The 26,275-nt window shown below is 74.0% G+C and carries 21 protein-coding genes; 9 read left to right on the top strand and 12 right to left on the bottom strand.

The window, feature by feature from the left end; all coding sequences use genetic code 11:
- Positions 1-17: 17 nt before the first annotated feature.
- Positions 18-647, bottom strand: coding sequence for a C39 family peptidase (locus ACWCYY_RS03475; protein ID WP_345283270.1), 630 nt, complete (start codon positions 645-647; stop codon positions 18-20).
- Positions 648-788: 141 nt separating this feature from the next.
- On the opposite strand from ACWCYY_RS03475, the gene ACWCYY_RS03470 reads away from it, so the two are divergent.
- The 5 genes from ACWCYY_RS03470 to ACWCYY_RS03450 all read left to right on the top strand — a co-directional run bounded on the left by ACWCYY_RS03470 (position 789) and on the right by ACWCYY_RS03450 (position 10,160).
- Positions 789-2,249: an FAD-binding oxidoreductase gene (locus ACWCYY_RS03470; RefSeq protein WP_449794948.1), complete on the top strand. Its 1,461-nt coding sequence runs from the start codon at positions 789-791 to the stop codon at positions 2,247-2,249.
- A 137-nt stretch (positions 2,250-2,386) separates the two neighbouring features.
- Positions 2,387-3,793 carry a toll/interleukin-1 receptor domain-containing protein gene (locus ACWCYY_RS03465; RefSeq protein ID WP_449794947.1) on the top strand — a complete coding sequence of 469 codons (1,407 nt, stop codon included), beginning with the start codon at positions 2,387-2,389 and terminating at the stop codon, positions 3,791-3,793.
- Positions 3,794-3,811: 18 nt separating this feature from the next.
- Entirely contained in the window at positions 3,812-4,798 is a 987-nt protein-coding gene (locus ACWCYY_RS03460; RefSeq protein ID WP_449794946.1) for an AAA family ATPase, read from the top strand.
- Between the two features lie 5 nt (positions 4,799-4,803).
- Positions 4,804-5,838 carry a hypothetical protein gene (locus tag ACWCYY_RS03455; protein WP_449794945.1) on the top strand — a complete coding sequence of 345 codons (1,035 nt, stop codon included), beginning with the start codon at positions 4,804-4,806 and terminating at the stop codon, positions 5,836-5,838.
- Entirely contained in the window at positions 5,835-10,160 is a 4,326-nt protein-coding gene (locus ACWCYY_RS03450) for a tetratricopeptide repeat protein (protein ID WP_449794944.1), read from the top strand. The genes ACWCYY_RS03455 and ACWCYY_RS03450 overlap by 4 nt, the downstream gene beginning before the upstream one ends.
- A 29-nt stretch (positions 10,161-10,189) precedes the next feature.
- Here the strand turns inward: ACWCYY_RS03450 and ACWCYY_RS03445 are convergent, their stop codons facing one another.
- Together ACWCYY_RS03445 and ACWCYY_RS03440 are read right to left on the bottom strand one after the other, a co-directional pair.
- Positions 10,190-10,597 (bottom strand): hypothetical protein, encoded by a 408-nt coding sequence (locus ACWCYY_RS03445; RefSeq protein ID WP_449794943.1) that lies wholly within the window; start codon positions 10,595-10,597, stop codon positions 10,190-10,192.
- Positions 10,598-10,718: 121 nt separating this feature from the next.
- Complete coding sequence (locus tag ACWCYY_RS03440; protein ID WP_449794942.1) at positions 10,719-11,831, bottom strand: hypothetical protein; 1,113 nt, start codon at positions 11,829-11,831, stop codon at positions 10,719-10,721.
- Positions 11,832-12,033: 202 nt separating this feature from the next.
- Here ACWCYY_RS03440 and ACWCYY_RS03435 point away from each other — a divergent pair, with 202 nt between their 5' ends.
- Both ACWCYY_RS03435 and ACWCYY_RS03430 read left to right on the top strand, forming a co-directional pair.
- Complete coding sequence (locus tag ACWCYY_RS03435; protein WP_449794941.1) at positions 12,034-14,151, top strand: sensor histidine kinase; 2,118 nt, start codon at positions 12,034-12,036, stop codon at positions 14,149-14,151.
- Between the two features lie 118 nt (positions 14,152-14,269).
- Complete coding sequence (locus ACWCYY_RS03430) at positions 14,270-14,446, top strand: hypothetical protein (protein WP_345283266.1); 177 nt, start codon at positions 14,270-14,272, stop codon at positions 14,444-14,446.
- A gap of 80 nt (positions 14,447-14,526) precedes the next feature.
- On the opposite strand, the gene ACWCYY_RS03425 is transcribed toward ACWCYY_RS03430, so the two are convergent.
- From ACWCYY_RS03425 to def, 5 genes are all read right to left on the bottom strand, one after another.
- Positions 14,527-15,501, bottom strand: coding sequence for an aldo/keto reductase (locus ACWCYY_RS03425; RefSeq protein ID WP_345283265.1), 975 nt, complete (start codon positions 15,499-15,501; stop codon positions 14,527-14,529).
- A 90-nt stretch (positions 15,502-15,591) separates the two neighbouring features.
- Positions 15,592-17,031, bottom strand: coding sequence for an RsmB/NOP family class I SAM-dependent RNA methyltransferase (locus ACWCYY_RS03420; protein WP_449794940.1), 1,440 nt, complete (start codon positions 17,029-17,031; stop codon positions 15,592-15,594).
- Positions 17,032-17,076: 45 nt separating this feature from the next.
- Positions 17,077-17,364, bottom strand: coding sequence for a hypothetical protein (locus ACWCYY_RS03415; protein ID WP_345283263.1), 288 nt, complete (start codon positions 17,362-17,364; stop codon positions 17,077-17,079).
- A 32-nt stretch (positions 17,365-17,396) separates the two neighbouring features.
- Positions 17,397-18,335, bottom strand: coding sequence for a methionyl-tRNA formyltransferase (fmt, locus tag ACWCYY_RS03410; protein ID WP_345283261.1), 939 nt, complete (start codon positions 18,333-18,335; stop codon positions 17,397-17,399).
- Between the two features lie 175 nt (positions 18,336-18,510).
- Positions 18,511-19,056: a peptide deformylase gene (gene def / locus ACWCYY_RS03405; RefSeq protein ID WP_345283260.1), complete on the bottom strand. Its 546-nt coding sequence runs from the start codon at positions 19,054-19,056 to the stop codon at positions 18,511-18,513.
- Positions 19,057-19,284: 228 nt separating this feature from the next.
- On the opposite strand from def, the gene ACWCYY_RS03400 reads away from it, so the two are divergent.
- The gene (locus ACWCYY_RS03400; RefSeq protein WP_345283283.1) at positions 19,285-19,884 is read left to right on the top strand and encodes a hypothetical protein; all 600 of its coding nucleotides are present in this window, start codon (positions 19,285-19,287) and stop codon (positions 19,882-19,884) included.
- A gap of 117 nt (positions 19,885-20,001) precedes the next feature.
- On the opposite strand, the gene helR is transcribed toward ACWCYY_RS03400, so the two are convergent.
- Both helR and ACWCYY_RS03390 read right to left on the bottom strand, forming a co-directional pair.
- The gene (gene helR, locus ACWCYY_RS03395; protein WP_449794939.1) at positions 20,002-22,167 is read right to left on the bottom strand and encodes an RNA polymerase recycling motor ATPase HelR; all 2,166 of its coding nucleotides are present in this window, start codon (positions 22,165-22,167) and stop codon (positions 20,002-20,004) included.
- A gap of 150 nt (positions 22,168-22,317) precedes the next feature.
- Positions 22,318-23,337: an endonuclease/exonuclease/phosphatase family protein gene (locus ACWCYY_RS03390; RefSeq protein WP_449794938.1), complete on the bottom strand. Its 1,020-nt coding sequence runs from the start codon at positions 23,335-23,337 to the stop codon at positions 22,318-22,320.
- Positions 23,338-23,491: 154 nt separating this feature from the next.
- Between ACWCYY_RS03390 and ACWCYY_RS03385 the strand changes: the two genes are divergently transcribed.
- On the top strand, positions 23,492-23,668 hold the full coding sequence (locus tag ACWCYY_RS03385) for a hypothetical protein (protein ID WP_345283256.1): 177 nt from the start codon (positions 23,492-23,494) through the stop codon (positions 23,666-23,668).
- 710 nt (positions 23,669-24,378) lie between these two features.
- Here ACWCYY_RS03385 and ACWCYY_RS03380 read toward each other — a convergent pair.
- On the bottom strand, positions 24,379-25,500 hold the full coding sequence (locus ACWCYY_RS03380; RefSeq protein WP_449794937.1) for a DUF7638 domain-containing protein: 1,122 nt from the start codon (positions 25,498-25,500) through the stop codon (positions 24,379-24,381).
- 72 nt (positions 25,501-25,572) lie between these two features.
- The gene (locus ACWCYY_RS03375) at positions 25,573-26,226 is read right to left on the bottom strand and encodes a TetR/AcrR family transcriptional regulator (protein ID WP_449794936.1); all 654 of its coding nucleotides are present in this window, start codon (positions 26,224-26,226) and stop codon (positions 25,573-25,575) included.
- Positions 26,227-26,275: the final 49 nt, after the last annotated feature.

Raw genomic sequence — 26,275 nt, 5'->3', positions numbered from 1 at the left:
ACGCCGGGGCGGCTCCGCTACCCCGCCTCCGGCGGGCCGAGCACGATGCCGCGCCCCGCGTAGAAGCGCGGCAGCGCGTCCCAGGGCACCCGGGCGAAGCTCTGCGAACCGTCCGGGTAGCCCGAGGGGTTGTGGATCAGCAGCTCCTGGTCCGAGGCTCCGACCGCGAGGACCAAGTGGCCGCCCTGGCGCGGCGGGTCCGGGTCCAGGGTGCGGATGGAGGGGTGCACCGAGAGCATCACCAGCCGGCCCGCCGCCAGCTCCTCGCGGATCTCCGCCTCGGAGAGCGGGGAGCGGGCCTCGGCGTACAGGCCCCAGCGGGTGCGCACGTACGCGGCGAACGGCGCGTGGATCAGCCCGTCCAGCCGCCCGTCCGGGTGCCGCACGTACGCCCCGGCGGCCAGGCACTCCTCGGCCAGCCGGACGGCGGGCGGGCTGACGCCCCACCAGTAGTCCAGCGCCATCCGCAGGCAGGCGACGCCGCACAGGCGCCACGACCAGTACTCGTACTCCTCCTCGTCGGCCGCCCCCGACCGCGCCCACAGCGGGTCGTCCACCGCGAGCGCCGTCCCGGCCAGGATCCCGGGCACCAGCTCGGGCGACTCCCACTGCGCGTGGTACGGGACCTGATGAGTGATCGGCTTCATCTGATAATCCTCACCCATCCACCGGGGCACTGCCGACCATGAACGGCACTCTTGGTCACACCGGGTGCCGCACTTCCGTCCCGCCGCCGACGGCCCGCGCGCCCTCTGTCCACGAACCGGACCCGCGCCTACCGTGTCCCCATGACCGCCCCCAGCCGTCGCACCGTCCTCACCCTCGGGCTCGGGGCCGCCCTCGCCCCGAGCAGCACGCCCGCCCGAGCGGTCTCGACCGGCCCCGACTGGGACGGCCTCGCCACCGCGCTCCACGGCGATCTGCTCCGCCCCGGTGACCCGCGCTACGACTCCGCCCGCCTCCCCCGCAACCTCCGCTTCGCCGACCGGGCCCGACCCGAGGCCGTCGCCCGCTGCGCGGACACCGCCGACGTCGCCGAGTGCCTGCGCTTCTCCCGCCGCCACGGCCTGCGCTTCGCGGTGCGCAGCGGCGGCCACTGCTACGGCGGCTGGTCCAGCGACGCACCCCTGGTGCTCGACCTCGCCGGCCTGGACTCCGTCCGGGTGACGGAGGGTCGGACCGGGCCGGAGGCCGAGATCGGCCCCGGCACGCCGCTGATCACCGTCTACACCGCGCTCGCCCGGCACGGCGTCACCGTCCCCGCCGGGAGCTGCCCCACCGTCAGCCTGGCCGGTCTGGCCCTCGGCGGCGGACACGGCGTCACCAGCCGCGCGTACGGGCTGACCTGCGACAGCCTGCTGGAGGCCGAGGTGGTGCTGGCCGACGGCCGCACCCTCCGCTGCTCCCCGGAGCGCGAGCCCGAACTCTTCTGGGCCCTGCGCGGCGGCGGGAACGGCAACTTCGGCGTGGTCACCTCCCTCCGGCTGCGCACCCACCCGGCCCCGGACTGCACCTTCTTCCAGTACTCCTGGGACTGGCCGGACGCCGGCCGCGCCCTCGACGAGTGGCAGCGCTGGGCCTTCGCCGCACCGGACCGGCTCTGGTCGAACTTCCACGTGTGGAACCGCCCTGACGGCCCGTCGGTCGACGCCGGCGGCATCCTCCTCGGCCCGGCCGACGACCTCCGCCGCCTCATCGCCCCGCTGCTCGCCCGCACCGGCCGCACCACCTCCGAACAGGTCGTCACCCGCCCCTACCTCGACACCGTCCTGGCCTACGCGGGCTGCCGCTCCGAGCAGGACTGCCTCCGCCAGGGCAGCCAGGCCTTCGCCGCCGCCTCCCACTTCTTCGACGAGTTCCTCCCCGACGCCGCGCTCACCGACCTGCGCCGCTTCGCCGAACGCCCCGACTCAGTCGAAGCCTCCGTCACCTTCACCGCCCTCGGCGGAGCCGTGAACCGCGTCCCCGCCGACGCCACCGCCTTCCGCCACCGCTCCTCGCGGCTCCTCGCCCAACTGATCACCGAATGGCCCCCCGACGCCGACCCCGCCCCCCGCCTCCGCTGGGTCACCGAAGCCCGCACCACCCTCGCCCCGTACGCCAACGGCCACGCCTACCAGAACTACCGCGACCCCACCCTCACCACCTGGCCCACCGCCTACTACGGCGAACACCTCCCCCGCCTCGAAGCCGTCAAGGCCGCCTACGACCCCGACCGCGCCTTCGACTTCCCCCAGGGCATCCGGTGACCACGGCCCCGGTGCCGGCCGGTGCGCCGTCTTTGGCGGATCGACTGCGCAGGCCGACCGCTCTGCACCACAATCAGTGCCGTGACCCTTGCGGACAGTGGTGAATCGCTTCGATCCGGATCGAGTCGTGCCGCAGGATGAGTCCACGGATCTTCATCAGCCACGGCGCCGGCCGGGACCCGGAAGTGCAACAGGTCCTGGACATCCTCGCCCCGGCGCTGGACGAACGCGGCTACGAGGTGTTCGTCGACGTCGAAGGCCTGCGGATCGGTGACGACTGGAACCGGCAGTTGTACCGGGAGATGTACCGCTGCGATGCCGCCGTCGTCCTGCTCGGCCCGAACACCGTCGGCATGGGCAGCGACGACCCGAGTGCGCAGCGGGCCTCCGAGTGGGTCCGCCGGGAGTCGGAAGTCCTGGTGGGACGGTACAAGGCCGGCGGACTGCGGGCCGTCTTCCCCGGCCTGGTGGGGCAGCTGACGACCTCCGTCGCACGGAGGAACGGGTTCGGCACGGTGCTGTCGTTACAGGCCGCACAGGCGCTCGGCGCCCTGGCCGAGGATCTCGGTTCCGCACCCGAGGTCGTGGCCACGCGCATCCTCGACGAGATCGCCCCGGTCACACCCATGGAACCGGGCTCCGACAGCTGGGCACGACGGGTCGCCAACCTGCTGCGGACGGCATGGTCCGTGAACGAGGACGGTTACATCGCGGCGGCCGAGGCCGCCGGCCTGCTGAAGGAGGACCTGTTCCACATCCGGTCCAAGATCGGTTCCGAGCTGTTCCTCGCTCAGCGACTCCTGTCCGGGGAGCTGCACTCCAAGTTGCCGGACGTGATGGCACAGCTTCGGCCCGGTCTGAGCGGCGAACAACTCCGTCATCTGGCGGACGAAGTGCTGCCGGCCTGGGTCGACCACCGGGCCGCCTGCCTGTTGACCGGTGGTGCGACGGTCACCGTCCCCGGTCCGAGGGCGGGGCAGCCCGTACCGGCGGACGATCCGGCCACCGCCGAGGCTGCGGCCTCCTCCGGTCAGGTCGTCGTGCTGGACGTCTGGTCCCCTTGGACGGCCGAGCAGTACGTCCAGCGCTCCGTCCGCAAGGAACCCGGCGCCTACCGCCTGCAGACGGAGCCCGAGCACCTGCCGGCCGACGAGCGCCCGGTGACGGAGGCCCTCGAGGAGCTGTGCCGCGGCCTGCTGCGCCAGGTCTTCTCCGTACCGCCGGGGATGCCGGTGAACGCGGCCACGGTGCGGGCCAACCCCGCTGTCCGCAACTTCCTGGTGCTGCGGGCGGGCGGACGCGGCAGTCACGAGCTCGCCACGGTGGCGAACGCCCTCCAGCGGGACTTCCCCTGGCTGACGGTGGTCACGCTGACCGCCGGGAACCGCGACTGCACCGAGGAGGCACTGCGGGCATCCTGCTCGGCCCGTGTCGTGACGGTGCGACCGCCGTTGCCGGTGGCCGAGGAACGGGCCGCCTACGAGCTGAAATGCCTGATCGACGGTGTGGTGACGCCGGGCGGCGTCCCCGTCGGATGCCACTGAGGAGAGGGAAGGACCGTCATGCCCGACACCACACCCGAGCCGCTCGACACCCCCGACCGGCGTGACGGACAGGTGTACGTACCCTCGCCGGAGATCGAGCTGGCCGTCGAGGTCGCGCTGGCCACCGGCCGGCCGCTCCTGCTGCGCGGCGAACCGGGCTCCGGCAAGTCCTCGCTGGCTCCTTGGGTGGCCCGTGAGAAGGAATGGCGGTACTACGAGCACGTCGTCACCTCCCACACCCGCGCCAAGGACCTGCTCTGGACCTTCGACAGCGTCCGGCGGCTCGCCGACGCCCAGGCGTTCCGGAGCGGCGGCGGGCCCCGCACCCTGCCCGTCGATGCGAGCGCCTACGTGGTACCGGGCCCGCTGTGGTGGGCCTTCGCCCCGCGGTCAGCGGCCAGGGCGGCGTCCCGCGGCCGCACCCGACTTTCCCGCCACGCCCGAGGCGGCCGTCAGCGGACCTCCGACGAGGTCGCTCTCACGCAGGGCGCCGTCGTACTGATCGACGAGATCGACAAGGCCGACCCCGACGTGCCAAACGGCCTCCTGGTCCCCCTCGCGTCCAACGAGTTCTTCGTCACCGACACCGGGACGCACGTCAGTGTCGAACGGACCGACGCGGAGGGCGCCGACCAGGGCGGTCACCTGATCGTGATCACCACCAACGACGAGCGGATGCTCCCCCAGGCCTTCCTGCGACGCTGCGTCATCGCGGAGCTCAAGCACCCCGAGACCGTCGAGGACCTGGTCACCATCGCCGAGCAGCACCTCAGGGCCCGGTTCGGTGCCGTCGAGGACACCGACCTCGAGCTGGCGGCCGCCGTCGCGAAGGAGCTCCAGGAACTGCGTGCCCACCTCAAGAACCAGGGCATCCGTCTGCCGAGCACGGCCGAGTACCTGGACGCCCTGTGGGCCTGTCGCAGCCTGGCGATCATCCCGGGCGACGGTCGCTGGGAGACCCTCAAGGGGCTGACCCTGATCAAGCGTCAGCAGCTGCAGGACTGACCCGGGTGGACGCCAATTCCGCAGCCACGCCCCGTCGCCCCCATGGACGGCGGGTCGGCGCGACCTGGATCGCCGACCTGGCACTGGCGCTCGACGCGCTCGACGTCGACCCCTCCGACACCGCCCGGACCGCGCGGATCGCCGCCCTGCTCGGCCTGCGGACGCCACAGCCGCTACGGACCGTGCCCGGGCCGCGTTCCCCCTCCCCGGTGACCGACCGGGCCCCGCTCCCACCGGCCGCTCCACCCTCGGACCCGCCAGCACCCGTCATCCCCGACGATCCACCGGCCACCTCCTCGCCGCCCCCGCCGCCGACCCCCGGCCGGGAGCCGCTGCAGCTGCTGCTCCCGCTGGCCGAGACGCGGGCCCTCCCGATGAAGCCGGTCGGCCCGCCGCTGCCCGCGGAGCCGCCTCGGGAGGCCACCGCTCCCAGGCCCAAGCCCTCTCTGCTTCCGCCTCGCTCGGAGTTGGCGACCCTCCAGACGGTCCTCTCACGCGTGGTCCCCGAAGGCCGCGTCGACACCGACCGCCTGCTCGAAATGCTCACCACCGGGCAGCCCATGCACACCCTGCCCCGCCACCCCGTCCGCACCCTGCGTTTCGGCGTGCAGATCCTGGCCGACCTCGACACCGGCATGCAGCTGTTCGGCGAGGACCAGCAGATGCTGATCGCCAAGGTCCGGGCCATCGCGGGCAGCCACGCCACCGAGGTGCTCTACTTCGCCGACTCGCCGCTGCACCGGACCGGCCCCGGGCCGGGCTGGACCTGGCGCCACTACCGACCGCCGGCACCCGGCACCCAGGTCCTCGTCCTCAGCAACTTCGCCGCCCACCTCCCCGGCGGCCGGACCCCTGCCGCCCTGCGCGACGAGTGGCGGCGGATCTGCGTGATGCTGCGGCGCGGGAACTGCCGGCCGACCGCGCTCGTCCCCCTGCCGCCCGCGCGCTGGCCGTCCTGGCTCACCCACCTCATGCCGGTCCTCGCCTGGGACCGCTCCACCTCTGCTCCCGGCAGCGCCTCCCACCCGATGTCGCCATGACCTCCTTCCCCGAGGCCGCCACCGACCGGCCCACCCTGCAGGACATGCCCCGCCACGTCCTCGACCTCGCCGTCACCCTGAGCACCGCCATCCGCATCGAGCCGGCGCTGCTGCGCTCGATGCGCCTCGCCGTACGTCCCGCGCTCGACGTCGGCGCCGAATCCGACCTGTGGTTCGGCCCCTGGGCCGTACACGCCGCCGGCGAGTACATGGTCTTCCACCCCGACCTCCTCGCCCCGCTCCGCGACCGGCTCCGCCAGGAGCTGGAGCGGGCCGCCCCGGACGATCCCCTGCTGCGCTGTGACGAGGTCATCGACGCCGCCCACCAGGCGATCGCGCCGATCCTCGGCCTGGAGGAGAAGGTCACCTGGGTCGCCGTCCCCGCGGAGGCCGGCCGGCCGGTCCCGGACGCCACCATCGAGGACCTCCTGGGGCCCGCGCTGCTCGCGGCCCAGGAACAGCCAGAACGGCGCCCCGGCCTCCTGCGCTGGCTGACCGGCGCCCGGCACCGCCTGCCCGTGGCCGTCCGGGCGAGCCTCACCCTCCAGCAGCTCCGTACCCTCCTGGAGGAGCACGAACGGCCCACGGGCTCCGCCACCGACGACCAGCGGACCGGGCCCTGGCCACCGGGTCCGCCGACCTATGTGCTGCCCGTACGCCACGACGGCAGCCACATCACCCTGGGCGACCCCACCTGGCCGGCAGCCGGCATCCGCGTCCCCGACACCCAGCCGCTGCAGCTGCAGGTCTCCGGTGCCGACAGCTGGGAGGAAGACGTCCCGTTCATCAGCCTGCGCAAGGGGAACATCCTCACCGTCCCGGTCAGCCACGTCCCTGTCTTCCTGCGGACGGCACACGGGACGGTGTACCGGCTCGGCGCGGCGGGCACCGGCCCGGAGCTCAGCACCCGATCGGCTCCCGACCTCCTCATCGGAACGGCCATCGCACAGCTGACGGACCGCGACGCCATCGTCCACGGCGTGAAACCCGTCGGCAGTCGCATCGCAGGTCCCACCCGCCTGCCCGGCTACGTCCGACGCGCCGTCGACGCGCAGCTCACCGCCGCGCTGGACCCCGCACACACCGGGAACCGGATCGTCATCGCCGAAGGCGAACCCGGCAGCGGACGCACCCGGGCCCTCTGGGAGGCCGTTCTCCGCACCCTGCCCTCCTGGTGGCTCTGGTCACCCCCGCAGGCTCCGGGCCGAGGAGACCTCGCCGGCACCCTCGAGACCAAGCCGCTGGGCACACCGCTGGTCATCTGGCTCGACGACCTGGACGCCCACCTGAACGCGCCCGACGGCGCCCGGACCGCCGCCGCCCTCCTGCGCCTGCTCGGCGACACCCAGCGCGGCCCGGTCCTGATCGCGGCCACCCGCGACCCGGCAGCCCCCGCGTTGAGGGAGGCCTCCGCGCGTGAGCTCGTCCGGGCGGCCACCACGGTATCGGTGCCCCCCGGCTTCTCGGCGGGTGAACTCCACCGAGCCACGGCACGGACCGGGAGCGACCCACAGCTCCGGGGATTCCTCGACGCTGTCGTGTCCCAGGGGCACGGCCGGCTGGTGCAACGGGGCGGGACGGGATCGGGGCGCTCCGGAACGTCGGCTCCCATCCCGCTGCCCCCGCTGCCCCCACTGCCCAGCGGCTTCACCGGCCGTGAGCACCAGCTGACCGAGCTTCTCGACGTGCTCACCGATTCCCGCCCGGACCGGCATCGGGTAGCCGCCGTGGTGCGCATCGTCGGCATGCCCGGCATCGGCAAGACCACCCTGGCCTTCGCAGCCGCCTCCCGCCTCGATGCCCTGGGCTACTTCCCCGGTGGAATCGTCCACGCACACCTCACCGACGGCGATGCCCGCGATTCCCTCACCCAGTACATGAGAGTGCTCGGCGCCGCCCCCGACAAGATCCCCCGGTCACCCGGCGCTCGGAGAGACCTCTACCAGTCACTGCTCGCCGCACGGACCGCCGTGGCCGGCCCCGTACTGGTCGTCGCCGACGACCTCCCCGACTCGGACGCGGTCCACGATCTGATGCCCAGGAGCGTTGGTGGCGCGATGCTCTACACCGCCCGTCTGCAGCACCTCGTCCCCCCCGAGGCACAGCAGGTCAGCCTCGACGTCCTGACCCCCGAGGAGTCCGTCGCCCTCGTCGCGCACACCCTCGCCCAGGTTCTGCCCTCGGACACCCGGGTCATGGACGAACCGGAGGCCGCTCAGGAGCTCGCGGCGCTGTGCGGCCACCTGCCCCTGGCCCTGAGCATCGCAGCAGCCCTCCTCGTCCGGGACCGGCGCACCCCGATCAGCACCCTGGTGCAGGAGCTGCGCTCGCAGGACCTGACCGCGTTCGAGGAGGGTGGCCGCGCCGTCCGGTCGGCCCTCGACGCCTCCTACTCACGGCTGCCCCCCGCCCAGGCGCGTACCTTGCGCCAGCTCGCGGCGAACCCCGGTCCGGACATCAGCACGGAGGCGGCCCTCCACCTGCTCCGGCCGAGGTACGGCAGTCGGACGGCGCTCGTCCAGTTGCGGGCCCTCGCCCAGGCCGGGCTGGTGAGACGGACGGACGGGGACGACGGCGAGCGATGGGCCATGCACACACTGGTGCGGAGATACGCACAGCAGGTCGGCACGGACGAGTCCGAGCAGCGCGCCGCCCTGCTGCACCTGGTGGAGCACTACGTGGGCCGGCTGGTCCAGGCCGATGCGCGGCTGCGGGCCCGGACACCGGCAAACGACGGCAACCAGGTCGACAGCACCCGGTGGCTCGAAGCGGAACGGACCAACTTGGTGGCCGTCGCACACGAGGCACACCGGCAGCACCTGTACCGAGCCGTCATCGACATCGCCGCCGGCCTCGCCGAGCACCTCACCACCACCCAGCGCTTCGACGAGCTGGAGCAGCTCGCGGCCCTGGCCGTGACGGCGGCCGAGGTCGTGGACGACGCCGCCGCACTCACCGGCGCGCTGAACAACCAGGCCGTCGCCCTCCACGGGACCGGCCACTCGGAGCAGGCACTCACGTTGTTCCGCCGTGCTTCACTCACCCATGGGACCGGGAGCCGCCACCACGCCCAGGTGATCAGCAACATCGGCGCCAGCCTGTTGGAGGCGCAGCGTTTCGACGAGGCGCTGGCCGCTTTCGACCAGGCCATCGCGTACCTGGGTGACGCGTCGGCCTCTCCCCGGGCCTTCGGCCGGATCCTCGGCAACCGCGCCCACACCCTGCTGCAGCTCCACCGCTACGACGACGCCGTCCACTCCTACGAGGTCACCGTCGACCTCGCGGGCAGGGACGAGTCCCGGGTCGTGGATCTCGCGCTCGCACTCACCGGCCTGGGGGGTGCGTACCGGGCGGCCCAGCGCACCGACGAGGCCGTCGGGGCCCTGCAGCGGGCCGCCGATCTCTTCCGGAGCGTCAACGCCCGCACCGGTCTCGCGCTCGCCCTCTCCAACCTGGGTGACACCTACCGCCAGGCAGGCCGCCCGTCCGAGGCCGTCGCCGCCCTGGAGGGCGCGCTCGCGGCGCTGAACGATCCCGCCGGCACCCGCACGCACGGCCAGGTCCTCACCAGCCTCGCAGCGGCGTTCATGGAGACGGGCCGCTTCGAGGAGGCCACCCAGCGCCTCGAACAGGCCGCGGACCTGCACACACGACTGGGCGACACCCAGCAGCTCGCCCACACGCTCAACAACCTCGGTCTGGCCCGCTTCGAGATCGGCGGCATGTCCGACGCCATCCGTTACCTGCACCGGGCCCGGGAGCTCCACCAGGCAGCCGCCAACCTCGCGGGCGAGGCGGAGGTGCTGTTCAACATCGGCAACCTGTCGACGCGCTCACAGCAGTACGAACAGGCGTTGGAGGCCCTGTGGCAAGCCCTGTCCCTCTTCCGGGACACCCGCGATCCCCGCGGACAGGCGCAGACCCGCAACAGTCTCGGCATCGCGCTCCTGGAGAGCGGCCGCTTCCGCGACGCCGTGCAGGAACTGGAGGAGAGCGCGGGCCTCTTCACCACCTTGGGCGACCAGCACGCGACGGCCCAGGCCCTGAACAACCTCGGGAACGCACTCAGCTCACTCGGGGACAACAGCCGCGCCGTCGAGGTGCTGCAACGAGCCGTGCTGATGCTCACTGAAATCAAGGACAGCCCGAGGCTCGCGCAGACCCTCGCCAACCTCGCGCTCGCCCAACTCCGCGAGGGACGGACCGGCCGGGCACTCGCCACCATGGTCCAGGCCGAGCGGCTGTTCCTCGAACTCGGGGACGCCCGGAACACGAGGCTGGTCCGCTCCCTCCGCGATGCCGCCCTGCGCCGACCGAGGTGACGGCCATGCGTACACGCACGGCGTACGGCTCAGCTCCCGTTCCCCGTGTCCCAGGTGAAGAGGTGCACGTTCCCCGCCGACACCCCGCCCTGGACGACGTTCCCGTTGAAGGTCCCACCATTGATCATGTTGATGTGCCGGGAGCGCGGCTCCTCCAGGCCGTCCCGCCAGGCGACGAGCCCGTCGAAGAACTCGGGCTCGGACTCGGCTCTGCTCTGCAACGACTCGCTGAGACGTCGTGCCGTCCCGGGCCCAGGGGCGCTCCCGAACTCCTCCAACACGGCCAGGGCCGGTACCGACCGCTGCCCCGCACCCTCCCCGGGCAAGCTCACCAACTCCACCAGCTCCATCCACGTACGACTCTGCTCCCAGCCCTCGCCGGCCACCAGAGCCAAGAGCAACTCCGGGGATACCAGGCCTCTCTGATCCACCGTCATCACCGCCCTCTCGCAGGCCGACGCCACAAGGCTGTCAGAGTCACGCTACCCACTACGACCCACGTCGAGGCCGCGAACGGGTGAACGGCACCGGCGGCACTCCCGACGCCGCGGATCTCCGTCATCTCGCGGCACCACCGCCGCCAGGAGGCGCGCCCAGCCCCGCGCCCGCCGAGGCCGGCAAGGGCTCGGGCACCGCGCCCGCCCGCAGCCGCTCGTAGACCAGGTCGAACGTGAACCCGGCGGAGAAGCCCAGCGGCACCGCGAAGAACAGCAGCCGCCGTACGTCGATCGCATCGAACAGCCCTGGAACCGCCAGCAGTTGCGAGGCGAAGTACAGCAGCACCGACACCAGCCCGGCCCCGATCCCCCGTACCAGGGCCCGCAGCCACGCCGCATCGGATTCGAACGAGTTGCGGATCACCGCGCCAGCACCCGCCGCACACAACGGCGCTCCCACCAGGACCCCGAGACTCCGCACCCCCGCCGGACCGGGCCCGCCAGCCGTCACCAGCAACGCCAACGCCGCCAGCAGGAAGACCGCCGACACCGCCACCCCCACCCCGGAACGCCAGCGCCCCGAACGCTCCGCGCGCTCCTCCTCCGCCGCCCGCGCCCTGCGCCGCTCGACCTGTCCCGCCAACGAGGCCACCAGCCGCCCCGCCGCCGACCCCGTCCAGTCCTCCCCCATCACCGCGACGTCCCCGTCCACGGCATCGTTGCGGACCTTGTCCAGGTTCACCCACACCTCACCGGCGCCACCTCCGAACGCGGCCACCGGCAGCACCGGCACCCGCTGCGCCATGGCCACGATCCCGGCCACCCGGGTCGACTGGCCGCCGCCGACCAGGAGAACACCGTCCGCGTTCATCAAGGTCCGGTAGTAGCTGACCTCCCACTCGCCGCTCGTGTCCCGGACCACCTCGACGGCGAGTGTGGACCCTGGCGGCAGCTCGAACTCCAGACGCCGGTGCCGGGGCGCGAAACCGATGACCCTGCCGCCCGCCCCGGACTCGAAGGCCTCCGCGTAGCCGGTGACCACGTGCTGCTCGACGTACTTCGGCTTGCTGGAGAACACCGCCAGATCGAAACCGGCCAGCGCCAGCTCGCGGCCCAACTGCCGACACGCCTCCCGCACGTTGGCCAGGTCCTTCAACGGCGGCTCGTAGACGCGGTCCTCCGCCGCACTGCCGACGACGGCTATCAGCGGGCGTCCACCCTCAGTGAAAGGCATGGCTGACAGTACCGTCGCGCACCCACCGACCGCCCCGCGTTTCCCCACATCCGCACCTGCTGCCAGGGCCGTCGCCCTCGTCCCGGACGCGCGCAGGACCCGGGCGGGACCGGTGCCCCTGGAGCCCGGGCGGGCGGGACCGGAAGAGTGAAACCCCGGCCGGGCCGCATGAGCGGTGGCGGCCTCCGGGCAGGAGGCCCGCATGACCGCACCCGAACCGGCCGCCCCCGCCACCGCCGCCGGCCCGCCCGCGGCGGCGTCGGAGCGCCCCTCCGGCACCGGACGGCCTGCCGCCCGGTCCAGCCTGCTGCCCGCATACGCGGTCTTCGCCCTCACCCTGCTCGGCGCCCTGGTCTGGGTGCTGGTGGTGCTGGGCAGCTCCAGCGAGGAGCTGGTGGACTTCGCCTCCGGCTACGGCGGGGTCCAGGTGGTGACCGGGACGGGGATGGCGCTGGCCGGGGTGCTGTTCGCCACCCAGCACCCGGCGATCGGCCTGGGCCGGCTGCTGCTGGCCGGCGGCGCGGGCGCGGTGCTGGCCGAGGCACTGCCCGCCGCGACCGCCGAACTCGCGCCCGGGACGGCCCTGTTCACCCTCGCCTGCGCGCTGGCCCTGGCGGGCAAGAGCCTCTTCCTGCTCGGCCTGTTCGCCCTGCCGCTGTTCCTCCCCGGCGGCCGCCTGCCCCGCCGCTGGGGGCCGCCGTACCTGGTGCTGCTGGCCCTGCTGGCCGGCGTGCAGACCACGGTCGGCACCGGTGCCTTCGACCCCTGGTACGGGCAGCCGCTGCCGCTCGACCCCGAGCTGCTCTCCCGCCCGTACGAGTGGACCCTGGACTGGCCGTACGCCGAGTGGCTGGGCGACGCCGTGGTCGGGGTGAACCTGCTGGTGATGACGGTCCGTTGGATCCGCTCGCGCGGGGCGGCGGGCCCGCGCGCCCGGGTCTCGGGGGTGGCGATCCTGCTGCCGTACCTGCTCTGGATCGTGGTCGAGCTGCTCGCCTCGCTGCTGGGCCTGAGCTCCTCCACCACCGAGGTGCTCTGGTACCTGACCGCCGCCTCCTGGCCCGCCGCCACCGTGCTGGCCTGCGTCCGGGACCGCTCGCTCCACCTGGACCGGCCCGCCCTGCGGGCCCTCACCGGGCTGCTCACCGCCACCGTGCTGATCACCGGCTACGGCGCGGCCGCGCTGCTCTCCTACCGCCTGCTCCCGGCCGGTTCCCCCTCCACCGGGCTGCTGCTCGCCCCGGTCGCCCTGCTGATCGGGATGCTGCTGCGCCCCACCGTGCGCTGGGCCACCCGGATGGTGAACCGCTACTACTACGGCGAACGGGCCGAGCCCTACCAGGTGGTGCGGCGGCTGACCGACCGGCTGGGCCGGGCCGTCTCCCCGGCCGAACTGCCCCGGCTGGTCTGCGCCACCGTGGTGGAGACCCTCCGCCTGCCCGGCGCCCGGGTGGTGGTGCGCACCAGGGACGGCGAACTGGAGCTGGCCCTGCTCGGCTCGGTCGACCCGCTGCACGCGGCCGAGTTCCCGATGACCTATCAGAACGAGGTGATCGGGCGGCTGCTGGTGCCGCCCCGCCCGGGCGAGCCCGCCGTCGACCGGCAGGACGCGGACATCCTCGCCACCCTCGCCGCCCACGCCGCACCGGCGGTCGCCTCGCTCCGCCTGTACGAGGAGCTCCAGGCCAGCCGGGAGCGGATCGTGCTGGCCCGCGAGGAGGCCCGGCGCCGCCTGCGCCACGACCTGCACGACGGACTGGGCCCGATGCTCTCCGGCCTGCGGCTGCGGGTCGACGCGATCCGGGCGCTCGACGGCCCGGGCGGTCCCGGCGACCGGCCGCTGGCCGAGGTCTCGGCCGGCATCGGCCAGGCCATCGTCGAACTGCGGCACATCACCGACGGCCTGGCCCCCGCCGCCCTCGACAAGTACGGGCTGGGCAACGCCGTCGCCACCCTGGTCGGCCGGCTGGCCGGGGCAGGCCCCGAGATCACCGCCGTGCTGACGCCCGATCCGCTGCCGCCGCTGCCCGCCGCCGTCGAGGTCGCGGCCTACCGGATCTGTGCCGAATCGCTCAACAACGCCGTCCGGCACGCCCGGGCCACCCGGATCAGGCTGGCCCTCACCGTGCGGGACGGCCACCTGGAGACCGAAGTGGCCGACGACGGCCGTGGTTTCACCCCACCGGCCGAGGGCGGCGGCATCGGCCTGCGCTCGATGGCGGACCGCGCCGAGGAACTGGGCGGCCGCTTCTCGCTGGCCCCGGCCGCGACGGGCGGCACGGTGGCCACGGCCGTCCTGCCACTGCCCGTCACCACCTGAACGGCGCACGGCCCGTGGGACCTCGTCGGGACCGCTGCCTCATGCGACGGCACCCGCCCGACCGTAGCGTTTGTGGGGCGCCGGCTGATCGACCGGCGCACGGAGGAAGGACCCGATCATGAATACCGACCCGACCCCGCAGGACGCCGCTCCGCAGGCCACCGCCGGCGAGCAGGACGCGCAGCGCAAGCCGGGCGGCCCGGCCGACATCCAGAACGGGTGCAAGCTCGCGGGCCAGCCGCACGGCCGGAACGTCTCCTGCGTACCCAACCCCGGCCACTGCCCCCGGCAGTGACCGCGCCGCCCCACTGACCAACCGTCACCCGGCCGGGCCCCGAGGCAGCACGCCTCCGGGCCCGGCCCACTTCCGCGGGACTACCAGGCGTAGGCCTCCGGGGCGGGCTTGAAGCCCGGGAAGATCTCGTCCAGCCGGTCCAGCGACTTCTGGTCCAGCGTCAGGTCCAGCGCCCGGACCGCCGCGTGCAGCTGGTCCAGGGTGCGCGGGCCGACGATCGGCGCGGTGACCGCCGGGCGGCTGAGCAGCCAGGCCAGCGCGATGTCGCCCGGCTCCTCGCCCAGCTCGGCCGCGAAGTCCTCGTACGCCTCCAGCTGCTCGCGCCGCTTGGCCACCTCGTCCGCCACCCAGCCGTCGGCGAGGCGCCGCACGCCCTCGCGCTCCTTGCGCAGCACCCCGCCGAGGATGCCGCTGAACAGCGGCGACCACGGGATCAGGCCGATGCCGTAGTGCTCGGCGGCCGGGGCCACCTCCAGCTCCACGGTGCGCACCGCCAGGTTGTAGACGGACTGCTCGCTGACCAGACCGAGGAAGTGCCGCGCCTTGGCGGCCTCCTGGGCCTGCGCCAGGTGCCAGCCGCCGAAGTTGCTGGAGCCCACGTAGAGGATCTTGCCCTGGGCGACCAGCACCTCCATCGCCTGCCAGATCTCCTCCCACGGCGTGGCCCGGTCCACGTGGTGCATCTGGTACAGGTCGATGTGGTCGGTGCCGAGGCGGCGCAGGCTGTCCTCCACCGCGCGCCGCACGTGCAGCGCGGAGAGCCGGCCCTCGTTCGGCCAGTCGCCGGTCTGGCCGTAGAGCTTGGTGGCCAGCACGGTCTTCTCCCGGCGGCCGCCGCCCTGCGCGAACCAGCTGCCGAGGATCTCCTCGGTGCGGCCGCGGTGGCCGGGGCCGCCGTAGACGTTGGCGGTGTCGAAGAAGTTGATGCCCACCTCGTGGGCGGTGTCCATGATCGTGTGCGAGTCCGGCTCCGTGGTGTGCGGGCCGAAGTTCATGGTGCCGAGGCAGAGGCGGGACACGGACAGGCCGGTGCGGCCGAGCTGGGTGTACTCCATACCGGCCACCCTCCCGCCCGGCCGCCGCCGCTGTCCAGCCCCTTCCGGCCGTCCCCGACGAACCGTCAACTCCGTGACACGATCGGGTGATCAGACCGTCCGGCGGAACAGCGCCAGGTACATCGCGTCCGTCCCGTGCAGGTGCGGCCAGAGCTGGACGTCCGGGCCCTCGCCCAGGCCCGGCATCTCCGGCAGCAGCGGGCGGGCGTCGATCCACTCCACGCCCAGGCCCTCGCGCAGCACGTCGTCCACCACCGCGCGGGTCTCCGCCAGGTGCGGGGAACAGGTCGCGTAGCCGACCACGCCGCCCGGCCGGGTGGCCTTGATCGCCCCGCGCAGCAGGTCCCGCTGGAGCGGCCCGAAGCCCGCGATGTCCTCCGGGCGGCGGCGCCAGCGCGCCTCCGGACGGCGGCGCAGCGCGCCCAGGCCCGAGCAGGGGACGTCCACCAGCACCCGGTCGAAGGTGCCCTCGGCCCAGGCCGGCCTGGTGCCGTCGGCGGTGATCACGGTGTACGGGCCCGGGTTCCCGGCCAGCGCGCGGGCCACCAGGCGGGCTCGGTGCGGCTGCTTCTCCGAGGCCACCAGCGCGGCGCCGCGCTCGGCCGCCAGCGCGGCCAGCAGTGCCGCCTTGCCGCCCGGCCCGGCGCAGCCGTCCAGCCAGAGCGCGTCCCGGCCCTCCACCGGCGCGGCCGCCAGCGCGAGCGCCACCAGCTGGCTGCCCTCGTCCTGCACGCCCGCGCGGCCCTCGCGGACCGCCTCGATCCCGCCCGGCTCGCCGCCCTCGGCGAGGCGCACCGCGAACGGCGACCACCGGCCGGCCTCCGACTCCGGCCTGGCCTCCCGCAGTTCGGCCGCCGTGGACCGCCCGGGGCGGGCCACCAGGGTCACCGCGGGGCGGACGTTGTCCGCCGCCAGCAGCTCCTCCACCGCGGCCCGGCCGCTCGCCTGCGGCTGCCAGCGGCCCAGCGAGTCCCAGAGCGCCGAGACCACCCAGCGCGGGTGCGAGTGCACCACCGCGAGGTGCTCCTCGGCGTCCTCCTCGTACGGCGGCGCGATCTGCCCGACCCAGGTCTCCAGGTCCTGCGCGCTGATCCGCCGCAGCACCGCGTTGACGAACTTCGCCCGCCCGTCCCCGAGCACCACCCGGGCCAGCTCCACGGTCGCCGACACGGCGGCGTGGCTCGGGATACGGGTCGTCAGCAGCTGGTGCGCACCCAGCGACAGCACGTCCAGCACCGGCGGGTCCACCTCGCGCAGCGGCCGGTCGATGCACGCCGAGATCACCGCGTCGTACGTCCCCTGCATCCGCAGCGTCCCGTACACCAGCTCGGTCGCCAGCGCCGCGTCGCGCCGGTCCATCCCCTTCTGCTCCGCCTCCCGCAGCAGCGAGGGCAGGATCAGGTTCGCGTACGCGTCCCGCTCGTCCACCGCCCGCAACGCCTTGAACGCCACGATCCGGGCCGGGTCCTTCTTCGGACGACGGTGCGGCCGCGGGGGACGCTTGGCGCTGGGGCTGGCGGGGGTGCTCACGTGCGGGGCCTCTCGAAAGGTGCTGCGGATCTCAGAACGGCCAGTCTACGTGGAGCGCCCGCGCCGCCCCGCGACGCGCCACATCACGTATCCGGCCCGCGCCGCACCGAGCCCGCAGGCCAGCGCCAGCAGCCCGAGCAGCACCGACCCCTGCAGCACCCCGACGAAGGCGCGCAGCCCCAGGAAGGCGAACAGCCCGAAGTTCGCCCCGAGCAGCAGCCAACCCGAGTCGGTCCCGGGCCTGTTGAACCGCTGCCAGGCGGTCCGCCGCGGTGCCCCCGGCGGCGGACCGGCCCACCGGGCGAGCACCGTGCGGCGACCGTTCGACGTCATGACGGCTCCTCAGCTCCGCAGTGCCCGGCCCCTCAGAGGCCGAGGCGCTCGCCGGGCTCCAGGCGGACGCCGCGGGCCCAGTCGGCGCCGCGCATCGGCTTCTTGCCCTGGGGCTGGACCTCGCCGAGCTCGACGTCGTGGGAGCCGGTGCCGACCCGGACGGAGTTCTTGCCGACGGCGGCGATCTCGCCGGGGGCCAGCTCCGCACTGTCCGTCAGGAGCTTGACGGGGCCGGAGAGCTTGAGGCGCTCGCCGCGGAAGGTGGTCCAGGCGCCGGGGTTGGGGGCGCAGCCGCGGACCAGGCGGTCGACCCGCAGGGCGGGGTGGGTCCACTCGATCCGGGCGTCCTCGACCGAGATCTTGGGGGCCAGGGTGATGCCGTCGGCCGGCTGCGGGACGCCGTGCAGGGTGCCGTCCTCCAGCCCGTCCATGGTGGCGGTCAGCAGCCGCGCACCGGAGACGGCGAGGCGGCCGAGCAGCTCGCCGCTGGTGTCGCTCGGACGGATCTCCTCGGTGAGGACGCCGTAGACCGGGCCGGAGTCGAGGCCCTGCTCGATCAGGAAGGTGGAGGCGCCGGTCACCTCGTCACCGGCCAGCACCGCGTGCTGGACGGGCGCGGCGCCGCGCCAGGCGGGCAGCAGCGAGAAGTGCAGGTTGACCCAGCCGTGCTTGGGGATCTCCAGCGCGCCCGGGCGGATCAGCGCACCGTAGGCGACCACCGGGCAGCAGTCCGGGGCGAGTTCGGCCAGCCGGGCGAGGAAGTCCGGGTCGCTCGGCTTCGCGGGCTTGAGCACCTCGATCCCGGCCTCCTCGGCCCGCTGGGCGACGGGGCTGGCGACCAGCTTGCGGCCGCGTCCGGAGACCGCGTCGGGACGGGTGACCACGGCGACCACCTCGTGGCGGTCGGAGGCGATCAGGGCGTCCAGGGCGGGGACGGCGACGTCGGGGGTGCCGGCGAAGACGAGGCGCATGCGGGTGGGGCCTTTCGGTTCGTGGAACGGTTGCGTCGGCGCCGGTGCGTCGGTGCCGGTGCGCCGGCGCGGCGGCGTCGGCGCCGGTGCGCCGGCGCGGCGGCGTCGGCGCCGGTGCGCCGGCGCGGCGGCGTCGGCGCCGGTGCGCCGGCGCGGCGGCGTCGGCGCCGGTGCGTCAGCGCGGGAAGCCGAAGGTCGGGTGCGGCGAGACCTTCACCCGGGGCACCAGGCCCTGTCCCCAGTCGGCGTCCCGGATCGCCTTCATCGCCGCCTTGCGCTGCTCGCGGTCCAGACGGTCCAGGAAGAGCACGCCGTCCAGGTGGTCGGTCTCGTGCTGGATGCAGCGGGCGAGCAGCTCGGTGCCCTCGATGGTCACCGGGTCGCCGTACATGGTGAAGCCCTTGGCCACCACGCCGTAGGCGCGCTTGGTGTCGAAGCGCAGGCCGGGGAGCGAGAGGCAGCCCTCGGGGCCGTCCTGCTCCTCCTCGCTGAGCGACAGGTCGGGGTTGACCAGGTGACCCAGCACGCCGTCCACCCGGTAGGTGAACACCCGGAGGGAGACGCCGAGTTGAGGGGCGGCGAGGCCCGCGCCCGGCGCGTCGACCATGGTGTCGGTGAGGTCCTTGACCAGCCGGCGCAGCTCCTTGTCGAAGGTGGTGACGGGCTTGGCGGTGGCCCGCAGGACCGGGTCGCCGAACAGCCGGATCGGCTGGATCGCCATGCGGGAGGTCTCCTGACGGTCGGTCGGCACGGGCAGCGGCCAGTCTATGCAATCCCGGCGCACCCGTTCGGCGGCGTTTCTGGCATATCCCGTCTGCACCGGTCGCGTGACCAGCGGCGCACTCGGGCGTTGGTCAAGTGGGATTGACCGGGCCGCCCAGGCCCGGGCCGGGGCCGGCGCCCGGACGCAGCCGGAAGCAGCACGTTGGGAAAGGTGGCAGCAGAGGCCATGGCCGAGCAGATCAACCACGACGCCCGGGCGCGGGCCAGCCTGCACCTGCTGGTGCGCGACATCGAGCGGGTCCGGCGCCAGGTGGACGCGCTGCGCACCCTCACCGCCCAGCTGGGCAACGTCTACCGCCCCCGGCGGCCCTCCACCTCCGCCGGGTTCGTGGTCTACGGCCGGGCCCCCGCGCCGACCGTACGGCTGGCGCAGGAGCTGCGGGAGAGCGTGGAGACGCTGGTGGCGGCGGCCGTCGAGTTCGACCGCGCGCTGGGCTTCTCCTGGGACTCGGTGGGCTCGGCCCTCGGCGTCACCAAGCAGGCGGTGCACCGCCGTTACGGCATGCGGCGGCCCACCGGCGAGCTGCTCGCCACCACCGTGCCCTCCCCGAGCCGCCCGCCCGAGGACCTTCCGCACGCCCGCACGGCCGACGGCATCCCGCACACGCGGCCCGCCGACGGCCTCCCGCACGCACGCCCGGCCGACGGCCTCCCGCCGGCCCGCCCGGTCCGCCCCGCCGAGGAGCACCCGCTCACCCGCAGCCTGCCGCCCGCCATCCCGCCGGCCCGTCACCCCGAGCACCCGGGCGTCCCGCTGCGCGGCTGACGGCAGCCCCGCGGCGCCGTTCCGGACCCCGTACCGGACCCTGCCGAACGCCTCACCGGGTCCGTGCGGGGCACCGCCCCCGCACAGACCCCACCGGCCGCGACCGGTGACCGGCCGTCAGCCGGCGAGCACCACCAACTCCCTCGTCGCCCGGGTCATCGCCACGTACCGGTCCACCGCCCCCTCGACGCCCTCGCCGAACGCGGCCGGCTCGACCACCACGACCAGGTCGAACTCCAGGCCCTTGGCGAGCGTCGGGGTGAGCGACCGGACCCGGGGGTCCGTCGGCCGGTGGCGCGGCGCACCGATCACGCAGACGGTGCCCTCGGCGTTGGCGGCCAGCCACTCCTCCACCACCCGGTCCAGCTCCGCGACGGCCCCGTGCCGGACCGGCAGCCCGCTGCTGCGGATCGAGAGCGGGACGTTGGCGTCCGGCAGGGCGGCCCGGATCTGCGGCTCGGCCTCGGCCATCACCTCTTCCGGGGTGCGGTAGTTGACGGTCAGGGAGGTGACCGTGACGCGGTCCAGGCCGATCCGGTCCAGCCGCTCCTGCCAGCTCTCGGCGAAGCCGTGCCGGGCCTGCGCCCGGTCACCGACCACGGTGAAGCTGCGGGAGGGGCAGCGCAGCAGCAGCATGTGCCACTCCGCGTCGCTGAGCTCCTGCGCCTCGTCCACCACCACGTGGGCGAACGGACCGGTCAGCGGCTCGGCGGCGGCCTGCGGCACCGCGCCCGAGTCCAGCAGCGAGTCCTGGAGGTCACGGCCCATCAGCATGGTGACGGCGCCCTCGCCGTCGTCGTCGGCGCCGGTCATCTCCCGGATCACGTCGTCCATCCGGGCCCGCTCGGAGGCCACGGCGGCCCGCTGACGGCGCTTCAGGCGCTCGGCCTCCGGGTCGCCGAGCCGGTGCCGGGCGGCGTCCAGCAGCGGCAGGTCCGCGGTGGTCCAGGCCCGGGGGTCGGCCCGGCGCAGCGCCCGGACCTCCTCGGGGGCCAGCCAGGGCGCGCACAGCCGCAGGTAGGCGGGCACCTCCCAGAGGTCGCCGACCAGGTCGGCCGCCTCGATCAGCGGCCAGGCCTTGTGGAAGGCGGTGACCAGCTCCGCGTCCCGGCGCATCGAGCGGGAGAGCAGCTCGGTGGTGATCCCGGCCTCCTCGTCCAGCTGCTCGTGCACGATGGCGACCAGCTCGTCCCAGATCTGCTCGCGCGCCTCGTTGTGCGGGGTGCCGGGCTCGACGGCCTCGAAGGCCTGCGCCCAGTCCCGCGCGTTCAGCCAGAACTCGCCCCAGTGGGTGGAGACCTGGATGCCCGCGGTGGGTGCCTCCTCGTAGATCCGGACGGCCGACTCGATCGCCCCGACCATCTCGACGGTGGACTTCAGCCGGGCCACCTCGGGGTCGGTCTCGGGCAGCGCCACGGCACCCTCGGGGACCAGGTCGCGCAGCGTGCAGGTCCGCACGCCCTCCTCGCCGAGGCTGGGCAGCACGTCCGCGACGTAGTTCAGGTACGGCTGGTGCGGGCCGACGAACAGCACCCCGCCCCGGCGGTGGCCGAGCCTGGGGTCGGCGTACAGCAGGTAGGCGGAGCGGTGCAGGGCGACCACGGTCTTTCCGGTGCCGGGCCCGCCGTCCACCACCAGGGCGCCGCGCGAGCCGGCCCGGATCACCGCGTCCTGGTCGGACTGGATGGTGGCCAGCACGTCGCGCATCTTCGGCGAGCGGGTGCTGCCGAGGCTGGCGATGAAGGCGGACTGGTCGTCCAGCGCGGCCCGGCCCTCCAGGCCCTCGGCGGTGAAGACCTCGTCCCAGTAGTCGGTGATCCGGCCCCGGGTCCAGCGGTAGCGGCGGCGGCTGGCCAGGCCCATCGGGTTGGCGTGGGTGGCGGCGAAGAACGGCTCGGCCGCCGGGGAGCGCCAGTCCACCAGCAGGCGGCGGCCGTCGGCGTCGGTCAGGCCGAGGCGGCCGATGTACACCGCCTCGCCAGTGGCCTCCTCCACCACGTGGCCCAGGCACAGGTCGAGTCCGAAGCGGCCCAGCGCGCGCAGCCGCCCGGCGAGGCGGTGCACCTCGATGTCGCGGTCCATGGCGGCCCGGCCGGCCCCGCCGGGGGCCTTGCGGGCGGAGTCGAGCTGCTCGGTCAGCTCGGCGACGGTCTCCTCCAGACTGGTCGCGATGGCGGCGAAGTGCCGCTCGTCGGCTGCGGTCAGAGCCGGGTCGGCCTTGGCGGCCAGACGGTCCGGCAGGTCGAAGGCGCTCTCGGCGGTGCGCGAACCGGATTCCGACATAGAGGTGTGCAACTCGCGAATCTCCCATTTGCGCAGGTTCTGGCTTCGGCCTGCGATTGTGGGGCATCAGGGGGGCCTTGCCACAAGGCCCCCCTCGCGCTATAAGTTGGTAGTGGCCAGAAGAGTGCTTTCTCCCTCTCCCAGCCGCCCTCAGCCCGTCAGGGCCAACTCCGCCACCACTGCCCGGTGATCCGTGCCCTTCAGGGTGTGCTCCGACACCGCCACCGGTCGCAGTGCCTCCCCGTGCAGCACGTGGTCGATCTGGATCACCGGCGGCAGCCCCGGCAGGTCGTGGTAGTCCTCCGGCCAGGTCGGCACCAGGCCCTTGCCCAACTGCTCGTGCGTGTCGGCCAGTCCGACGCCCAGCAGCTCGCGCATCGGCGCGTGGTCGAGGGTCGCGTTGAAGTCCCCCAGCATCACGGTGTTGCGGGGGGACCGCGCCGCCTCCGCCTTCAACTCCCGCATCCCGCCTGCCCACTTGGCCGGGTCGCCCATCGGGTAGAAGGTGTGCACGGGGACCACCCGCACGCTCTTCCCGCCCACCGTCACCTCGCCCGCGGCCGCCGCCCCGGCGGTGGTGCCGATCCCGACGGGCGTCAGCGGCGTCCGGGAGTAGAGCACGGTGTCCCCGGTGACGATCCGATGGGGCATCAACTCCGCCAGCCCCGCGGCCTCCACGCGCCGGGCCGCCACCGGGTTCAGCTCCACCGCGGCCAGCACGTCCACCCGCTGGTCCCGCACCAGCCCGACCAGCGCGGCCGGGTCGATCTGCCCCATGTACGCGTTGCTGACCGCCACCCGCAGCCGCGGCGCCTCCGCCGGAGCCGCACCGGCGTCCGCAACCAACCGCGGTGCGAACCAGGCCACTTGGACCGCCACCAGCAGCACCGCCGGCACCGCCGTCCGCCACGCCCGCAGCCCCAGCAGCCCGGCCGCCCCCAGCACCGCCCCGAGCGCGGCGTACGGCAGCGTGGCCATCGGCACCGCCCAGTACGTCCCGTCGTCGAAGCCCCCGAGCCGCACCGCCCCCAGCACCAGCGCCGGCAGCGCCACCAGCCCGCAGAGCACGTACCCCACCCGCCACCACGCCCCGCGCCGCCTCCCGGCCGCCACCGGCGGAGCGCTGCCCGCCACCGTCTCCGTCACCACACCCGCCACGGGCACTCCCACCGTCCGACCTTGATCACCTGTTCCGCCCGGAGACGCCCCGCCCCCGCCGCACGGTTCCGCCGACCCCCTCGGCAACCCGCTTTCCCCGCGTGCCGCACCGCTCTACGATCTTGCCTCCGGATCACCACTCGGGTGATCGTTCCGGGGGGCTCCCATGATGATCTACCACGTGATCGGCATCGCTCTGCTCGTCATCGGCACGCCGTTGATCGCGTTGACCGGCAACCTCCTCGCCGAGTACGTCCACGAAGGCCTCGGCCGCACCGTCACGATCGGCGGGGGCCTGGCGGTCACGGGGACCGCCATCTGGTTCATCGTCCGCAGCTTCTGAGGCGGCGCCCCGTGCGCGACGCCTTCTCCGACGGGCTCCTCGGCCGGCCGGCCCACGAGACCCATCCGGTCGACCTGATGTGCCTCTACCTGCTGCACGGCTCGGCCGACCGCATCCCGGGCCTGACGGCCGGTCAGGGCGGACTCTCCTACGAGCACCTGCTCCGGCACGTCCGCCCCGAGCACCACTGGCGCCACGAGGACGCGGACACCTTCTCCCTCCCCGTCCGCCGCACGGTCCACGGGCGGCCGTACGGCCTGGAGTTCCGGCTCCACTTCCTCGGCGGCGAGCCCTACGCCGACGCGCTGATCCCCTTCGGCGCCGCCGTCGACCTGGCGCGCTTCCTGCACCGCCTCCGCACGCACCACGCCCCCGGCGGCCGGGCCTGGACCGTGTGCACCGACCGGAACGACCTCCGCGAGAGCGTCCTGCGCTTCGCCGACGGCCGCGAGGTGTGGTTCCAGGTCAACCGCGGCCGGCCCTCGCAGGCTGCCCCAGGCCGCTCCCCCACCACCGCCACCGCCTGGTCACCGGCCGCCTCCAGGGCAACGCCTTCGGCCCGGGCCCCCACCCCCCGACCGCGGGCAGCCCGGCCTTCCCCGACCCCCACCACCTCATCGCGCCCACCACCCCCGCAGCCCGCGCCTACCGCCGCCTCGTCGCCCGGAGCATCCCCGTACGGTGGTGAGGTCCAGCCAGGCCTCCCGGCCTCACTCCGCGAGGATCCCCGATCGCCGCAACCGGAGCTCCGAGCGCACGAGTTCGAGCAGCCGCCCCGACCAGTTGCGGCCCCGGCCGGTGTTGTCACCCCAGTACTCCGAGTCCATGTCGTCGTAGATCACCGTGGCGTCGCCCGTCGCCAGCAGGATCTCGGCCAGCCCGGGGTGCTGGTCGTACTTGGCGCGCAGCAGGCTCGTCATGACGGCGGTTCGGACACCCTCCCAGCCCTCGCGACGGGCCACCCCGCCCGCGAGCGTGCGTGCGGCGGCGGCGCTCCCCGCAGCCGAGATCGCCCGCCGGTCGTCGGGATCGGCGGCCGACAGCGCCCAGTAGGCGTGCGCGGCGGACGGGTGGACCGCGTCCGCGACCGTGATCGGAGCGGGGTAGTCGTGGCGCAGGCCGAGCTTGCCGGGATCGGCCTGCGGCTCGCGCGGGAACCAGTGGCCGAGCTGGACGGCCGGCGCGTACGACCGCACCGGTCCGTCCGCGGGGAGGGCCTGCGCCCGTTCGGCCCGCCAACGGGCCCGGTCCTCGAAGTACGCGACGGCCCTGTCGTAGCCCTGCTGCGTGATCACCTCACCGGACTCCACGAAGACCCGGCCGCCCGGCCCGGACACCAGGACGCGCAGCGGCCAGTCCTTGGCGTCCATGTCGCCCAGGGCGAAGTGGCGCTGCGTCACCGGGATCGCCAGGTACGCGGCGCGGGCCACTGCCCGGTTCTCCTCGGTCCGGTCGGCGAGGAAGGCGTCGACGGCGGCCAGGCAGCGGCCTGTCGAGTCGGGCCGCCCGTTCAACTCCTCGATGGTGTCCCTGACTTCGGCGGCGAGCTCCTCGGGCGTGAGCCAGCTCTCCGGCTCGCCGAACGTCCAGTCGGCCAGCTCGTGCGCGGACGCCTCGCCACCCTCCGGGAGGGTGGTGGCCACCCAGCCGGTGCGCAGCTTCTCCTCGAACTCCTCGAACGTGACCAGGCCCCAGCAGTCGACGAGCCCGTCCGCGTAGACGAAGAGGTCGGTGAGGAAGTACTGGCCGCCGTTGCAGATGAAGACGTGCCGCCAGGTGCCGGGGATGCGGACGCCGTCCGCGGTGCGATGGATGATCCGGTTGCCGCTCATCCCGGGAGTCTGGCGCAGTGATCACCGGCGGACCACCGGTTTCCGCAGGGCCCGCCGGTGATCACTGCGCCCCTACCCGTGTCCGTGTGACGCCGGGTCACCTTCGCCGTGCAGCCCGGTGCAGAGCAGGTCGAACCCCTGCCGCGCCACGCCCAACACCTCGTCCCGCGCACGCCCGGGAACCTCTCCCGCCATGACCATCCGCCGTAGCTCCCCCAGTGCCGCCCGGTGCACCCCGGCCACCGCGCCCGCCAGGACGGCCGCCGCCGTTGCGCCCTCCCGGTACGGCGCCCCCACCGGACGCTCCGTCAGGGCCCGCGCCAGTGCCGCCTCGACGTGCTCGCCGATCTCCCGCTCCCGGGCGCGCAGCGCCGGACTCTCCAGCACCACCTCCCAGAACGCGGCCGCACCGGACTGGAGTCCGAGCATCGGATCGTCCCGCCGCAGCGCCTCGAGCAGGTCGTCCCGGACGACGGCCACCGGACACGCGCCCGGCGCCCGGTCGCGCACCAGCGCGGCGAGCCGGCCCTCCACCTCCTCCTGCCGGTCGAAGAAGAGGTCCTCCTTGGCCGGGAAGTAGTTGAACACCGTGTTGGTGGACACCCCCGCCTGCCGCGCCACCTCCGCCACCGTCACCCGGTCGAAGCCGCGCTCCAGGAACAGCCCCAGCGCCGCGTCGGCGATGGCCGTCCGGGTCTGCCGCTTCTTGGTCTCTCGAAGGCCCATGGCCCCCATGGTAGTGTCACCACAAATTTGGTGTGACACCAAAATTCTG

This window comes from Kitasatospora sp. NPDC001664, assembly GCF_053596675.1.
This window is presented reverse-complemented; position numbering and strand designations above follow the sequence as displayed.

Coding starts and splice junctions, on each gene's coding strand:
- ACWCYY_RS03475 (WP_345283270.1), bottom strand. CDS start 647: ATGAAGCCGATCACTCATCAGGTCCCGTACCACGCGCAGTGGGAGTCG.
- ACWCYY_RS03470 (WP_449794948.1), top strand. CDS start 789: ATGACCGCCCCCAGCCGTCGCACCGTCCTCACCCTCGGGCTCGGGGCC.
- ACWCYY_RS03465 (WP_449794947.1), top strand. CDS start 2,387: ATGAGTCCACGGATCTTCATCAGCCACGGCGCCGGCCGGGACCCGGAA.
- ACWCYY_RS03460 (WP_449794946.1), top strand. CDS start 3,812: ATGCCCGACACCACACCCGAGCCGCTCGACACCCCCGACCGGCGTGAC.
- ACWCYY_RS03450 (WP_449794944.1), top strand. CDS start 5,835: ATGACCTCCTTCCCCGAGGCCGCCACCGACCGGCCCACCCTGCAGGAC.
- ACWCYY_RS03445 (WP_449794943.1), bottom strand. CDS start 10,597: ATGACGGTGGATCAGAGAGGCCTGGTATCCCCGGAGTTGCTCTTGGCT.
- ACWCYY_RS03440 (WP_449794942.1), bottom strand. CDS start 11,831: ATGCCTTTCACTGAGGGTGGACGCCCGCTGATAGCCGTCGTCGGCAGT.
- ACWCYY_RS03435 (WP_449794941.1), top strand. CDS start 12,034: ATGACCGCACCCGAACCGGCCGCCCCCGCCACCGCCGCCGGCCCGCCC.
- ACWCYY_RS03430 (WP_345283266.1), top strand. CDS start 14,270: ATGAATACCGACCCGACCCCGCAGGACGCCGCTCCGCAGGCCACCGCC.
- ACWCYY_RS03425 (WP_345283265.1), bottom strand. CDS start 15,501: ATGGAGTACACCCAGCTCGGCCGCACCGGCCTGTCCGTGTCCCGCCTC.
- ACWCYY_RS03415 (WP_345283263.1), bottom strand. CDS start 17,364: ATGACGTCGAACGGTCGCCGCACGGTGCTCGCCCGGTGGGCCGGTCCG.
- fmt (WP_345283261.1), bottom strand. CDS start 18,335: ATGCGCCTCGTCTTCGCCGGCACCCCCGACGTCGCCGTCCCCGCCCTG.
- def (WP_345283260.1), bottom strand. CDS start 19,056: ATGGCGATCCAGCCGATCCGGCTGTTCGGCGACCCGGTCCTGCGGGCC.
- ACWCYY_RS03400 (WP_345283283.1), top strand. CDS start 19,285: ATGGCCGAGCAGATCAACCACGACGCCCGGGCGCGGGCCAGCCTGCAC.
- helR (WP_449794939.1), bottom strand. CDS start 22,167: ATGTCGGAATCCGGTTCGCGCACCGCCGAGAGCGCCTTCGACCTGCCG.
- ACWCYY_RS03385 (WP_345283256.1), top strand. CDS start 23,492: ATGATGATCTACCACGTGATCGGCATCGCTCTGCTCGTCATCGGCACG.
- ACWCYY_RS03380 (WP_449794937.1), bottom strand. CDS start 25,500: ATGAGCGGCAACCGGATCATCCATCGCACCGCGGACGGCGTCCGCATC.
- ACWCYY_RS03375 (WP_449794936.1), bottom strand. CDS start 26,226: ATGGGCCTTCGAGAGACCAAGAAGCGGCAGACCCGGACGGCCATCGCC.